The sequence below is a fragment of the Methylobacterium sp. E-066 genome, assembly GCF_022829635.1.
Classification (GTDB): domain Bacteria; phylum Pseudomonadota; class Alphaproteobacteria; order Rhizobiales; family Beijerinckiaceae; genus Methylobacterium.
Genome location: NZ_JAKSYO010000032.1, coordinates 1 through 13,913, shown reverse-complemented (window position 1 = coordinate 13,913; position 13,913 = coordinate 1). Strand labels below are relative to the sequence as shown.

At 63.2% G+C, this 13,913-nt stretch carries 11 protein-coding genes and 2 pseudogenes; 8 read left to right on the top strand and 5 right to left on the bottom strand.

All coding sequences use genetic code 11. The features are described 5' to 3' along the window. Positions 1–1,198: 1,198 nt before the first annotated feature. Positions 1,199–2,242, bottom strand: coding sequence for an FUSC family protein (locus MKL20_RS02160; protein WP_244035292.1), 1,044 nt, complete (start codon positions 2,240–2,242; stop codon positions 1,199–1,201). Positions 2,243–2,999: 757 nt separating this feature from the next. Continuing rightward, positions 3,000–4,424, bottom strand: coding sequence for a hypothetical protein (locus MKL20_RS02150; RefSeq protein ID WP_244035291.1), 1,425 nt, complete (start codon positions 4,422–4,424; stop codon positions 3,000–3,002). A 322-nt stretch (positions 4,425–4,746) separates the two neighbouring features. Here MKL20_RS02150 and MKL20_RS02145 point away from each other — a divergent pair, with 322 nt between their 5' ends. Continuing rightward, positions 4,747–5,040: a hypothetical protein gene (locus MKL20_RS02145; RefSeq protein ID WP_244035290.1), complete on the top strand. Its 294-nt coding sequence runs from the start codon at positions 4,747–4,749 to the stop codon at positions 5,038–5,040. 45 nt (positions 5,041–5,085) lie between these two features. Beyond that, on the top strand, positions 5,086–5,583 hold the full coding sequence (locus MKL20_RS02140; RefSeq protein WP_244035289.1) for a DUF892 family protein: 498 nt from the start codon (positions 5,086–5,088) through the stop codon (positions 5,581–5,583). Positions 5,584–5,641: 58 nt separating this feature from the next. Here MKL20_RS02140 and MKL20_RS02135 read toward each other — a convergent pair whose 3' ends face one another. Continuing rightward, the gene (locus tag MKL20_RS02135) at positions 5,642–5,902 is read right to left on the bottom strand and encodes a hypothetical protein (RefSeq protein WP_244035288.1); all 261 of its coding nucleotides are present in this window, start codon (positions 5,900–5,902) and stop codon (positions 5,642–5,644) included. An 84-nt stretch (positions 5,903–5,986) separates the two neighbouring features. Between MKL20_RS02135 and MKL20_RS02130 the strand changes: the two genes are divergently transcribed. The 3 genes from MKL20_RS02130 (at position 5,987) to MKL20_RS02120 (ending at position 8,351) form a co-directional block, all read left to right on the top strand. Further along, positions 5,987–6,226, top strand: a complete 240-nt coding sequence (locus MKL20_RS02130; RefSeq protein WP_244035287.1) for a 3',5'-cyclic-nucleotide phosphodiesterase — start codon at positions 5,987–5,989, stop codon at positions 6,224–6,226. A 128-nt stretch (positions 6,227–6,354) separates the two neighbouring features. Further along, positions 6,355–6,606 (top strand): 3',5'-cyclic-nucleotide phosphodiesterase, encoded by a 252-nt coding sequence (locus MKL20_RS02125; protein WP_243966238.1) that lies wholly within the window; start codon positions 6,355–6,357, stop codon positions 6,604–6,606. 1,481 nt (positions 6,607–8,087) lie between these two features. Continuing rightward, complete coding sequence (locus MKL20_RS02120; RefSeq protein ID WP_244035286.1) at positions 8,088–8,351, top strand: hypothetical protein; 264 nt, start codon at positions 8,088–8,090, stop codon at positions 8,349–8,351. A 77-nt stretch (positions 8,352–8,428) separates the two neighbouring features. Here the strand turns inward: MKL20_RS02120 and MKL20_RS02115 are convergent, their stop codons facing one another. Further along, a complete protein-coding gene (locus MKL20_RS02115; RefSeq protein WP_244035285.1) occupies positions 8,429–8,614 on the bottom strand; it encodes a hypothetical protein in 186 nt (61 codons plus the stop codon). A 974-nt stretch (positions 8,615–9,588) separates the two neighbouring features. On the opposite strand from MKL20_RS02115, the gene MKL20_RS02110 reads away from it, so the two are divergent. Next, on the top strand, positions 9,589–10,083 hold the full coding sequence (locus MKL20_RS02110) for a hypothetical protein (RefSeq protein ID WP_244035284.1): 495 nt from the start codon (positions 9,589–9,591) through the stop codon (positions 10,081–10,083). An 889-nt stretch (positions 10,084–10,972) separates the two neighbouring features. Further along, complete coding sequence (locus MKL20_RS02105; protein WP_244035283.1) at positions 10,973–12,052, top strand: molybdopterin-dependent oxidoreductase; 1,080 nt, start codon at positions 10,973–10,975, stop codon at positions 12,050–12,052. Positions 12,053–12,226: 174 nt separating this feature from the next. Here MKL20_RS02105 and MKL20_RS02100 read toward each other — a convergent pair. Further along, positions 12,227–12,707, bottom strand: a pseudogene (locus MKL20_RS02100) (MucR family transcriptional regulator). Between the two features lie 105 nt (positions 12,708–12,812). Between MKL20_RS02100 and MKL20_RS02095 the strand changes: the two are divergent. Continuing rightward, positions 12,813–13,892: pseudogene (locus tag MKL20_RS02095) on the top strand (IS630 family transposase). The last annotated feature ends 21 nt before the right edge of the window (positions 13,893–13,913 follow it).

Here is a 13,913-nt window from a genome sequence, read left to right as displayed (position 1 = left end):
GATCGGGCTCGTTCGATCCACCACCTGCCGCGCAGGATCTGGGTTGAGCGTCGCCACGCGTCCGGGCGGGTGCACAGCGCTGATCGTCGGTGCGGGACGACCGAGGACCTCGGTCGGGGTCTGCATCTGCGCCGATCGGGGCGGCAGGATCGGCGCAGGGGTCGGCCCCGTCCCGGCTCGATTCTGCGACTGTTGCGACACATCTGGTTCGAGCGTCGCTACCACGGGCGGCGGAACCGATGTCCTGCCATCCCGGCGTTCGGTGTGCTCATTCCAAATGGGCGACTGCTCGTGCGTTAGACGCGACGCGTCGAGGGGCGCGCGGCCGATCAGCGGCAGGCGCGGGTTGACGCGGGGCGGCAGGAATCCCGGCTGCTCCGCCGTGTCCGCCGGGTCCGGATCCAGGAAGGAGCGCGGTCCATCCGCAGGTGGTGGGGCATCCGGATCGTCTTGGGTCGATAGCGGCCCGGTCAGGTGCGGGACCTCTACCCAGGACGGAAAGACGACAGGAGGTGGAGCTTCGACGGGCACGACAGATGGCATGCTGCCCGTCGATGTCGGTGAGATCCAACCGCGGCCAGAAGCAAGCCATGATGCGCCTGTGGCCAGCAGCGTGAGGGCAGAAAAGCAGGACAGCGAGATCGTGACCCAGGATGACAGGGGATCACCGCGCCGAGCGACCGTGAGAGGCCGGGCCGCGCCGATGGGCTGCAGGTCGCCCACTGCAATCGGGCCACGGCGTGTCATCCTCTGAGAACTGGGCTGGGCCAGAAACAGTTCAAGACAGCGAGGATTAGAATTTTCGACAGTCAGTCATTTACAAATCGCGCTCGTTCGCGCTGAAAATTCAGAGTCTTCAGATGTTTTGGCGGGAAGCGTTGGGCGATCGTCGACGAACTTCCCCTGCATCGTGCCTGTCCGCTCTGTCGAACAGCCGCAGATCGGCACCGCATAGCTCGGCTCGCGCGACCACCCGCGCGGATTCGAGAACGTGTCGTTCGGTCGAGGTCGCCCGCTGCCCCCCGCAGAACCGAACCGTGATCCAGGCCGTTGTTGATGATGCCTGATCTGACGACCCTGCCAATCTCGGCAGCCATCTTTATCGGCGTGGGCTGGCTGATCACGGTAGCGATGGTGTCGTGAGTGGCGAGGGACTGAGGTTTTAGAACGCTGGGAGGGATCGGGTTTGATGACGCTTTCAGGATCTGACGTTCCGCCGCGGACGCAGGGGTAGGACGATCAGCGCGGTCGCGAGACCGATTGCGGCACCGATCAGCGTCTCCCACGCTCGCGCGGCGAGAAGCAGCGTCGAGCGCTCTCCGGTGGCCGCCAACGTCACCATCAGCGTGAACGCGTAAGCCCCGCAGGCGATGTCATAGCGTTCGGGGAGAGCCATGGCATAGATGACCATCGCGAGCGCCGCCGCTAGCCAGAGGACGAGGGGCGCATGTGGCGCAACTGGCAGGAGCATCAACCCAAGCGGGACACCGACGAGCGTGCCCAGGATCCGGCGTCGGACCCTGTCGAGGGTTCCGGCGGTCGATGCCGCGATGACGTATGTGCACGCCGTGATGGCCCATGCTGACTGCTCAAGGTGGAACGCGTCGCTCAGCAGGACGATGACCATCGCTGCGAGTGCCGCCTGCAGCCCCATGCGTAGCTCGCGGGCTTGCTGAGCAGGACCACCGAGTTCGAGTGGCCCACCGACAGGCGGCGATACCGGCCGCTCAGCAGGGCCGCTGAGTACCCGCGGTACGATAGCGGCGACCGACGCGACTGCACCGGCGAGCACTGCCGTCCCGCTGTCGGCGAGGCGTAGGGATGCGCCGTAGGCCAGCAGCTGCCCGATATAGACCTGTGACCCGACGCCGGCCCCGAGCGTCCCGTACCGTTTGAGGTATCCGACCAGGAAGGCGCCCGTGATCAGGATCGCCTCGGGTCCTGGCCAAGTCCGCGGGCCGAGGATCGCAGCCAGGCCGACCATGCTGAGCGCCCCCGCCACGGCAGCAGCGCACAGGATCAGGAGGTCACGGCTGGACGCACCACGGGTTGCCTGACCTTCTGAGACGCTGGCCCAAAGTGCGAAACCACCCGCGAGGGAACTCAGCGTGCCGCCATTCCCGGCCTGATGCGGCTCCAGCACCGCGCCCAGCAGGGCCGCGATCGCATAGGCCGTGACTAGCCGCAGCCCTTTGATGCGCCGATGTGTGCCGGGATCGACGCGCTCAAGCCACGGTGGCATCAAGCCCGCTCCAACAGGTCAACGAGAAACGTCCCGGCCGCCGCAATGATGTTCCCGCGGCTGCGCCAGGGCAAGATCGTCGCGTCGGGCCGCACCTCAGCCACCACCTTTGGGAGGACGGTCTCGGGGGCCTCGGCTTCGCGGTCCTGATCGTTGCCACGCAGCCATGTGACCTGACCGCCGGTGTGGTTCTCGGGGATTTTCGTCGCTCGTCTGTAGAGACTCGTCCGGCCAACCTTCGGCCCTGGAGGGCGGGTCGGTGGATGCGGACAAATCACGCGAGCGGTTCACGTGGGTGCCGGGACAGAAACCCGCCGCGATGCGGACCTGGTTCCTGAACACGCTCTCCGACGTTCGGCTGTCACGCGGCGCTTGGCGCCCTGCGGGCGTTCTGATGTTCGGCTTCAACGTACGTGCGGGGCGCGCACTACTGCGATGAGAGCAAAAGGACCTGGCCGAAGCCTCTGGCGTGTCGCTGCCGACGATCAAGCGGCTTGAGGTGACGCCCGGCGCACTCTCTGCTCACGGCCCAACAATCGTAGCTATGCGACGCGCATTTGAGGCTGCCGGCCTGGAGTTCATCCCAGAGAACGGCGGCGGTGCCGGGATCCGGTTCCGGGAGCGGAAGGCTCAATCATGAACCACGACGGCTAGGTGCCGCCGTGCTCAAAGTAATCTTGGCTTGGCTAGGGGCCGTCGCATGTCCACTCGGCGCATTGCGAGTGGGTTTCCAGGAAGTCTGTTGCACAGGATAGCTTTAGTCGAGAGCGTATCCGAGACCGCCTTCAGTCGATTGTCCTTCACATCCGGCATCGGCGGATACGAAGTGGTCGTGACCGCCAGCGTTGCAGCGGAAGATCGCGTGGCTACCTGGCTGGCGAGCGTCGTAGATATAGCCGGTCTGCCCCAGAGGTGTGTGGCCCTCGCAATTCGCGTCGCGGCTGAGGAAATGATCGGCCCCGGCAACACAGCTCATGAGCTTGGAGGTGCCGAGCTTCGGCAGAAGGAACAGTGAGCCGACATTGGCCTCGAAAGCGTAGCCAGGCGCGACGTAACCCGTGGTGACCCAGTGCCCGCTGGGTCCGAGCGACCGTTTCAGAGGTACCCGGTCGGACGTGCTTGTCTCGGTCGCCCGAGCGATCCGCCATGTGCCGGGATATGGGTCGCCGCCCGAGAAGAAGATCGTGACGTTCGGCAGGAATGGCGTGATGTTGCCGAAGGGGTCGCGCTGGAAGCCTGGGCTGTGGTTCAGATAGAAGCCTGTCACGTCGGAGTTCAGATAGCCAACGGGTGACCATCTGGCAGGGCTTCCACTCAGGAGGGCTTTCATCGGCATCTTGAAGAGACCCATCTGGTAGGTCTCGCGGTCCGGATTGCGGGCTGGATCCTTGCAGGCTACCTGCTGACAGCTGCGACCCGGCAGGCCGGTGATGACGTAGACGTTGCCCGAGGACGCGTCGTAGCCGAAATCCGAGTTCGGGTTGATGGTCGTGCCATCGGTGGCCACGTTCGGTATCCGCACCGGCGGCTCAAAATGCACGCCATCGGCCGTGCGACGGACGTAGAGGTCGCCGAAGCCGCTGACGCCCTGCGGCCCGGTCAGATCCGTGGTGAAGACGTATAGGCTGGATCGGCCATCGGCATTGAAGGTCGCCGGTTGCCCGGTGCCGTAATTGCCTTGAGCGACAGCTGGGTTGAGCGGTAAGATGACGGGCGTGGGATAACTGACCCAGGTCACCTTGTCGTTGGAGAAAGCCAGCCCTGTCTGGTTGTTGTTGCCAGGCTGATTGTCTGCTCCTGAATAGTACATGGCATAGCTGTATCGCTGGCCATCCGCCGGGTTGGTGAAGCTGCCTTTGATCACGCTCGGATCGCAGACGTACTGACGGTTCCAAGATCCCGGCGTGGGTTGAAAGACAATCTGCGCCGGTGAGAACCCCGTTTCTGGATTGTACGAGCGGTGGAAGATGACGTCGGTCTTGCCCTGTCCGCACCACCAGATATCGGTCTGCCCGTTCTCGGTGATGACGCTCGGAGCGTAGTTGTAGCCCTTCGGGTTCGCTTCGTTGACGAAGAGGGCCTGGGCCTCCGGCCCTTTCCAGCCGCCCTGCGCTGACGCCGACAGGACCGACGCTGCGATTGTGACGGCAGTAAGCGATGGAGCGAACAGCTTCGATTTCACGATCTTCCCTTCGCCGCGGTTCGGCTCCTCGACATGGATAGATCGTTGAGCGCTCGCCGGTCGACCGCGACATAACGGCCCCTGAAAGCCAACAACAGAGTGGACGGCGGGGGCATCGGCGACACTTGTATGCCGCCTTCTGCGCCCTTTCCCTAGCCGCACTCCACCCGGTGCTCATCCGCGAGAATGCCGGTGGGCCCAAGTTCCGTTCCACGGATCCGAAGTGGTAACCCCTCTCCAACGCGAGCAGTTGTCACACCGGCTCACCAGGAACATCGGCCTGTGGGATCCCTTCCCTCAGACCTGAGAGCCTGGAGAACACGTGTCCAAAATCCTGAATATTAGCGTCGTCATCGCGACCGTCTCTCTATTTGCGCCTAGCGCCTTCGCTGCACCGTGCAACGTCGGCACGACGACGAACATGGCCGGCTCATCCAAGGACACCAGCTCGAACGTCGATGGCGGTACGACCGCCAAGGTGACCCCCGGCGCGAAGGGCGAGTCCCCGGGCACGGTAGGCGCTCTGAATAACGTTGGTGCCGCCAGCATGAAGGACGATGGCTCGAAGAAAGCGCCCGAGGGTCAACCGGTGAAGCCCGGCGCCGACAACTGCTGAACCTGCACACTGACAGCGTCGGATCATCCCGCGAAGGATCAAGCTATGAGCAAAGTGAAGCAGGCGATGGACGTCTATCTCGAAGGGCTGCGCAATCAGCACGCCGTCGAGATGCAGGCCGTCGGGACCATCCAGAATGAGATGCCCCGGATGGAGCCATACCCGGATTTATACGCAAAGATGAAGACCGATCACGAGCGATCGGTCACGCAGGCCGCCAGGCTCGACGATCTCCTGGCCAAGCACGGTTCTAGCAAGTCGGTGATCAAGCAGGCTGTCACCGGCGCCGTCGCCACGGTAGCGGGTTTCATCCATGTCGGTGCGGACGACGAGGTGCTGAAGAACGTCCTCGCAGCGATCGGCTTCAAGGCCTACGAGATCAGCTCCTACAAGGTGCTACTGGTTCTGGCCGACGCGGCCGGTGCGGGCGACGACAAGTCGACGCTTGAACAGTCGATGAAGGAAGAACAGGAGATGGGCGATTGGCTTGGCAGCAACCTGCCGAACCTCGTACATGCCTATCTTGAGCGCAAGTCCGCGTAGCTCAGTACAGGGTGTCGCCGTCCGCCCGTAATCACCCCGGGCGGCGGTCTCCCCCTGACTATGCGATGTCGATGAGTGGCTGCCTGGGGCCGTCGTCACCAACAAGGGTGCCTATCAGTCGCCAGAGCGCCTGATGCTCAGGGCCGTTGCGGCCGGAAGCGAGAAAGGTAGCGAGACTGAAATCCGTCACATGGCCACCCGAGGCGATATTGCCGGTGTGCCGAACGAAGCTGTGCCCCGTCGTGGGGTCGAACAGCAGGTGCCACTGGTCGCCATTCGGACTGGCGTAGATCAGGCGATTGGGTTCGGAAGGGCTCATGGTCGTCCTCCGGTGTGACGAAGGGTGGCGCGGGTCGCACCGAACCGGCCTCGTCAGCGGTCCCATCGCGGCTACATAGCAGAGATGCGCAGCTTCATCCTCTCCGTCAGCCTCATCGCTCTCGCCGCCCCGGCCTCGGCGCAGGCGCCTAACCGCGGCAACGCGGACCTACAGGCCAACTGTGCGGGTGATGCCCTCGCGTTCTGCGCCGGCATCGATCCGAACAGCCCGCAAATGGATGCCTGCTTCAAGAAGAACATGAGCCGGATGTCCCCAAATTGCCGTCGCGCCATCGATGCCTACGAGAAGGGCGGCGGTAAGTAGCCGCTCGACCGTTCGGTCACAGCCCGAATGCCGCGGAGGGGGCGAGCCTCGGCTCCGTAAGCGGAAGGGATAGATTACCGAGCCGAGCCGTTAGCGCATCGACAAACTCCTCCGACCGGGCATCCAATATGCGAAGCATTATCCTGGCCCTCGGCCTCATCGCCGTCGCGGCTCCCGTTCTCGGGGCCCCTGACGCGTCGGCCTCAAAGCGTGGCAACAAAGATCTGAAGACCTACTGCTCCGGCGATGCGGTCACGTTCTGCAGCGGCGATGATCCGGATAGCCCCGAGATGGACGCATGCTTCAAGAAGAACATGGACAAGATTTCGGAGAACTGCCGGCGTGCGATCACGGCCTACAAGGGTGGTGGCGGCAAGTAGCATCGTCACCGTGCTTGAGCCGGCGCAGCGGTAAGGAGAGTGCTGCCAACCTCAAGATCGCCTGACCCTTCCCAATCCGGGACCACCGCCGGCCCTCATCATAACTCGTCGGCTAACCGGACCGTGACATCCTGCCGGTACGCCGGTGAGATTGTCGACCTCCCCCGCCAGCCTGTGATCAGATCGGGCGGCGGGGCTGAGCTGGGCGAAGGCAGGCGATTATGGCTTCCCCGGCTCGCCCACCATCACCTCGGTCAGCAGCTCGCACCCTACCAGCACAAGGAACATCAGCGCGCGCCCAATCGCGCTCGTGCCGCTGAGGTTATACCGAACCGAGTCTCGTTGGCGTTGAAATCAGGGCCATGGGATCTTCGATCGGGTCCTGGTAGCGGCTTCACCGGCCTCAAACCCATGCGTGTAGCCGGCCTTATAGATGCCACACAGAATCGCGGCGATGCATGCCCCGATCACGAGTTGGTCGAGAAGCGACAGGGAGTTGAACCAGGCCCACAACACCATGCCGCTATCCCTCGAACCCTGTATCAGCGCGACGCATGAACCGGAGCGTCATCCGGTGGCAGTCCTTGACCCATTCCAGGGCCAGGGTACGACGCTCGAGGGCGATGAACACTACCCCGTGCGACCTTCGCGTGTGCGTGGCCGGGCGGCCATATCATCATGGCTCGCCCGGCCACGCACACCCGATGAGCGTTGATCCGTACAGCCATCGTGGGCAGAGTAAGCGTAGCGCAGCTTAATCCGACAGAGCGATATGACTGGAAGCGTCCCGTGAAGTTCCTCACCGAGCATCTGAAGACGAAGGGCTACCTGAAGTGATTGCCGCCGCCGCAAACACCAAGAGTATGCTTGGGTGAGAAGTGTGGCGCGAAGCACGCCAGCCGTTCATCGCGATGACGTAGCAGTTGATCCAGCGACTAAGCGGGTCCGTAGAGTCCGGATAAGCGGACGCACGTTCCTGTTTCTCGGCCGCCTTGTTGCCGGCGGGACATTACTGCTCGTGGCTGCAGCGGGCCTTGTGTATCAGTACTGGATCGTAGCGATTATAGCGGCAGCGATCGGCTTGCCGCTTATGCACGATAGGAGCAAACCGCGACCCAAGCGGATCGGTGCCTGGGTAGGCGAATGCCCGGCCTGCGCTACACTTCTCTGTGAGCCCGCGTCGGCTTGGGAGAACCAATATCGTTTTGTGTGCCCTGGCTGCAAACGAGCGATCTTACTTCAGGATCACCGGTTCGAGGTGGCGGCAGTTTGACCGAACTCTCCGTCACGAGCTAACTGACCGGCCAGGGTTACGTGCGGCACCGAGAGGATCCCGAGGGGGCGAACTGAAGTTGCTCACAAGGCACCTGCAGGTGGAGAGCGACTTGAACTAGCGGTGGCTCGACCCGTTGAATCACGGCCCTACATTTTATTCTAATCAGCGTTGCCCCATCGGCCGTGATCGAACGAAGGATCGCTCCATGGCGAAGCTTACCCTCGTCGCTTCCTTCGCCGTTCTCCTGAACGGCACGACCTTGGCGCTAGCACAGTCCTTCATCGCGCCCGGCGGTGAACCGTCTGTCACGGAACCCGGTGGCACCGAAGGACGGGACGGGCGGCGCAATGTGATTGAAGGGATTGAGGACGGTGAGGCTGTCGGCGTTCCACCGAGAGCGGCAGAGGGCTACGAGGATGAGCGACGTGTCCATCGCCGTCGCAATCGTCGCCCCGACGAGGAGGACTAAATCCTTCGCTCAGATCCCATCCCCCCGCCTCGCGGAAGCGACGCTGAAGGCCGGCCGCTTGTGATTGGCACAAGCCGCTAGGCGACGTTCTCGTCGCTGGCGTCGGCGGTCGGAGGTGTGATCTCACGTGCAATCTGCTCGCCGACCAGTTGCAGGAGGACGCGAGCAGCCAACTGCATCTCGCTTGTGCCGTGCCTCTTCACTGCCTCATAGGCAGCGATACAGGCGTCCAGCATCGCCTTGGGGCCCGTATCCTCGGTCATCGGTTCCGTCGTCAGTAAATCTATTACCTGCCTATTGTCGGCCAACGACGTTTGTACAACCGGTAGTTTTACTGGGGTGCCATGCGGTTGAATTATTGCATAGCACGGTTGCAGGCCATTATCTGGCCCGCAATTCAAGCGTGTAATATTCCTGTCCGGTTGCGTGGCTGATGGAGAGCATGGGAATGCCGAACGACCCTCGGCCAGCGGCCTACGCGGGAAAAGGTGGGCCGCAGCTGCAACGAGTCGCCCAGGCGCTCGAAGTGCCGATTGGGACCTTCTTTGGGGAAACGCCTTTTAAATCGGATACAGTTGACGCGGCCGAACTGCTCCGCTTCTGGCAGGCGATTCGAGATCCTGAAAATCGACAGAGCCTCTTGCTCGCCGCTCGTGAGTTCGTCCAGCGTGAGGGGGATGCGTGCCAAGCTGCAGAATAGGACGGCCGTAGGCGAGGCGATTTCCTGAGCCCGCATCCGAAGCCGCCGGAGTCATCTTCATCGAGGAGAACGGCGAGGGGCCGGGGGGGCGGTTGCGTGATGCCGACAATGGCCGTCGCTAACGGCACATGCCGTCGGCTTATCATAGCGGGTGCGGACTTTTCCCAGCAGTGCACCGGCAAGCTATTAAACACAATCTATAAGACCGGGCGAGTCGGGTTCTATTTTGTGACAGATCGCGGGGCCACATTGACTTTCACTGGAATGGGAAGTCAGCAAATTAACCCAGACCCAAATAGCGCGGTGCAGCTAATAGATGGTGTGCTTGTCGGGTCGAATGGAAAAATCGATCGTTCGCGCGCGGTGGGAACTTGCAGGTTCACGAATCCGTACCAGAAGCAGGGCGTCGTCGAGTGTCGCGCTGATACTCCCGGCGGTTTATTCGAGGCAGCCTTTCTGACCGATGGTAACCCGCCATCGGTGATGAATGGACGCTAAGTCGATTTGAATCTCATAGCAATTACGAACGGCTTGCCCATGAGCATACGCATTTATGTGATCGCCTTTGCTTCGCTTGTCGGCTGCTCCAGTGTGCTGGCCGATCCGAAGCCATCAGATGCGACGATGATGCAGCGGGTCCTGAAAAAGATCGAACAGGACAACAGTGAGTGTAACATAGGGCTGTCCTACGCTGGGAGGATCGCGGCGGGTGGTAGCGCGTCATCGGCGCGGTTCGATGGTGCGTTGGTCCTCGTCTACAGCGTGGAAGGTTGCAACGGTGGCAACAGCTGGGGCTACACCGCTCAGGTCTACGGCGTGAAAGACGACACGGCGTTAGAGATCGGCAAGCCGCAGAGCTGGTCGATCGTCAAAGGTGCGGACTTCAACGACAAACGGGCTATCATCTATGCTGTCTCGCAGGGGCTCGGCGACGGTCATTGCTGCCCCACGGAAGGCAAGACGATTGAGGTGACCGTTAGCAATGGGCAGGCCGTTTTTCGGCAGATCAAGGCGTGGCACAACAGCAATTAGCTGACCGCTTGTCTGCTCGACGTCCGGCACCTAGCAGCACCTATTCCAGGGATCAGAGCATCGCGGTCTTGCACGCGTTGCTGGAGGCGCAACCAGGCACACGAATAGACTTACTTCGACGAGCCGGCTAGGCGATAGAGGCGGCAGTTGGCGAGATCATTCTCTTCAACGATCGGCGACCGACGCCCGACTCGTGCGTTGTCTGCATCGTAAAGCCTCATCCGGAGCGTTGTGGGTCGGAGCGGAAGCGTCCGGTACTGCCGACCTGATCGGCTCCACGGTGAGCAGTGATCGCAACTTGGCCACCGAACATCTGGCACCTCAACCGGTCACTTTCGCTGCTGCGTTTCCGCTCGCGCTTTGTCGAAGGCCTCGAGCCCGGTGTCGCCTCCAACGGGTGCGTCTTTGCCGCCGTGTTCGCCCGTCGGCTTCACCTCATCGTTTCGCTGCACCCCGATGTCACCGGGCTCTGACACTCCGAGCGAGCGTGGGCCCTGTGACGTCCCCCGAACCGGCAGGTCCTCATAACCACGCTCTCCCGGCGGTGTCTCGGCTGGATTGGTCACGGGGGCGCTTCGGGGCGATCATGATCCCGGTCCTCTCTGTATCAGCCTTCGGACAGCGGATGGGCGGCCTGGATCAGGTCGGCTGCACCTCGGTGTCTTCCACTTCGGGATCCTCTTCCTCGAGCACGGTAGGCTTCGGCGGCTCGATCTCGTCGAGCCGGGACGGATCCTCGATCACGGGCCTGGATCCACGCCCGGCATCGGGGTGTCAGCGTGAGTCATGGTGCGCGCCTCCGTTCTGGAAGCGCTATGCTCCGTGAGCCCGGGCGTTCCCATCTGGTGTTGCTGCGCGTTCCCACCTCGTATCGAGGGGCACAACCTGCATGTCGAATTTGGTCGAGCGCAAAGCACGCCTGATTGTCCACGGGGAGACGCCCTACAACGCCGAGACACCGCTGGTCCGGCTGCGCGCGGCCTACCGCACGCCGGCGGACGATTTCTACGTGCGCTCCCACGGGGATCTGCCGGCGATCGCCGAGGATGGATTCCGCCTCACCGTCAACAGTGCGGTCACGACCGTGCTGGAACTATCGCTGCATGATTTGCGATCGAATTTTCCTCACGTCGTCGTCACCGCGACGATGCAGTGTGCGGGCAATCGCCGTGCTGACATGCGAGCGATCGCACCGGTTTCCGGCGATCCGTGGGACGGCGGCGCCATCGGCACCGCCGACTGGACCGGGGTGCGATTAGCCGATGTGTTGCGCGAGGCCGGGATCCACGAGAGCGCTGACTTGCATGCCGCGTTCGAGAGCCACGATACGGTCGAGGGGCATCCCTACGGGGCCTCGATCCCACTCGCGAAAGCGCTGGCACAGGAAACTCTGCTGACCTTCGCTATGAATGGCGCGCCGCTACTGCCAGAGCACGGCTTCCCACTGCGGGCTGTGGTGCCAGGCTACGCCGGGGTGCGAAGCCCAAAATGGCTGAAGCGCATCACGGTGCAGGACCATCCCTCCGACAACCCGATCCAGGCGAACGACTATAGGCTGTACCCGCCTGATGTGACCGCGGAGACGGCCGATCCGGCGAAGGGCCACACCATCAACACCATGCCGCTGAACGCGGTGATCTGCGAGCCGATGCGCGGCGCGGGGCTGAAGGCCGGGACGAACAGAATCCTCGGTTACGCGATTTCGGGTGACCGCGCCGTGGTGCGCGTCGACGTGTCCGGCGATGGTGGGCGTTCCTGGGCCCAGGCCCTGCTCGATCATGACGCGAATGCGCCGTTCGCTTGGACGTTCTGGACGATCGTCCTTGACCTGCCTCTGGGTGAGCACGAGCTGACGGTGCGGGCCTGGGACGAAGCTGGTCAAACACAACCCGCCAATCCTGACGACACCTGGAACTACAAGGGCTACCTCAGCACGGCATGGCACCGGGTGCGAGTCTGCGTTGCCTGAAGGCTGCCCGCCAAAGCGGTCTTTTGGGAAGTCGGTGAGGACGCGCCGGCCACACGTGAACGGGGGGAACACGGCGACCGGCGCGCTCGCTTGCGGCAGCCAGTGAAGGCTCAACCACTGCGATAGGTAGCGATATGGGGATCGCCGGAGGAAACGGCAGATCCCCGCTTGGCCTCAGGCCTCAGCGGCTTCCTTGGCCTTCCGAGGCCGACCAGCACGCTTGGGCTTATCGGTGACAGTCTCTGCAGGCTCAGGGGCCTTCGGAGCAGCCTTCTTGCGGTGATTGCCGAGGCCGAGAGCCATAGCGAGTTTGGAGCGTTGTTCGGAGTAGCTAGCGGCCGTGGACGGGTAGTCGCGCGGCAGACCGTATCGCTCCCGGTACTGCTCGATCGTCATGCCGTATGCCGTTACCTCTGAGGTGGCGCTTCAGGGTCTTGTACGGCTTGCCGTCGACGAAGCTGATCAGCGCGTCGGGGGTGACCGACTTCCGGATCTGCGCAGGGGTGGGCTTGTCGACCGCCGGGGCTTCTGGAGCGCTGCTCTGGCTCAGCCCAGTTAGCGCACTGTGAACACTAGCAAGCAGATCCGGCATGTCACTGGGCCGAATCGAATTTTTCGACACGTAGGCCGAGACGATGTCGGCGGTCAGCTCGATGAAGTTAACGGCCTTATACCAACCCTCATTGAGGGGGACTCACGGGGTGGCATCGGCGGCTGAGGGGTGCTTCCGTCTCCGGGTTTGGAGCCCGAGGAGGATGTCATGGCTGCTCCGGTGCCACTGCGGTCGGACTTTGACGCTGAGGGCCTGCGCGCCTTGGCCAAGTGTGCACGCGATCCCGCCCAGACACGGCGCCTGCTGGCTTTGTCGGCGATCTACGCGGGCGGCTCGCGCTCGGCCGCTGCCGCTCTCGGCGGGGTTGGGCTTCAGACGGTGCGGGACTGGGTCGTGGCGTTCAACGCGCACGGTCCGGACGGGCTGATCGGCGGCAAGGCGCCTGGGGCCGGCCCGCGCTTGAACGTCGAGCAGCGGGAGGCGCTGCGCGCGTTGATCGAGCAGGGGCCGATGCCGGCCGCCCACGGGGTGGTGCGCTGGCGGCTGGTCGATCTCGCCCAGATCCTGTTCGAGGACCACAGCGTCTCGGTGTCCGAGCAGACACTGAGCCGGGTCCTGCAGAGCATGGGCTATCGGAAGCTCTCCGCCCGTGCGCGCCACCACGCCCAGGACCCGGACGCCATCCCGGTTTTTAAAAAGCTTTCCCCGCCCACCTGGCGGAGATCGCGCAGGCTGTCGGCGGCAAGCCGATAGAGATCTGGTTCGCCGATGAGGCCCGGGTCGGCCAGAAGAACACGATCACCCGGCGCTGGGCCAAACGCGGCACGCGCCCTTCGGCCCCCAAGGACCAGCGCACCGCCTCCGCCTACATCTTCGGGGCGATCTGCCCCGCCCTCGGCAAAGGGGCCGGCCTCGTCATGGCCCGCTGCACCACCGAGGCGATGGCCTTGCACCTCGAAGAGATCGCACAAGCCGTCGCCCCCGGCGCGCAGGCCGTCTTGCTGCTCGATCAGGCCGGCTGGCACACCACCAAGAAACTCGCAGTGCCCGCCAACATCACCCTGTTGCCCCTACCGGCCCGTGCCCCCGAACTTAACCCGGTCGATCCTTCGACAAGCTCAGGATGAGGACCTGTGGCAGTTCATGCGCGACAACTGGCTCGGCAACCGCGTCTTCAAATCCTACGCCGACATCCTCGACCACTGCTGCGAGGCCTGGAATACCCTCATCAACCGACCCTGGCGCATCATGTCCATTGGACTGCGCGCCTGGGCTCATGGGTTCTGATCAATGAGGATTGGTATTAGC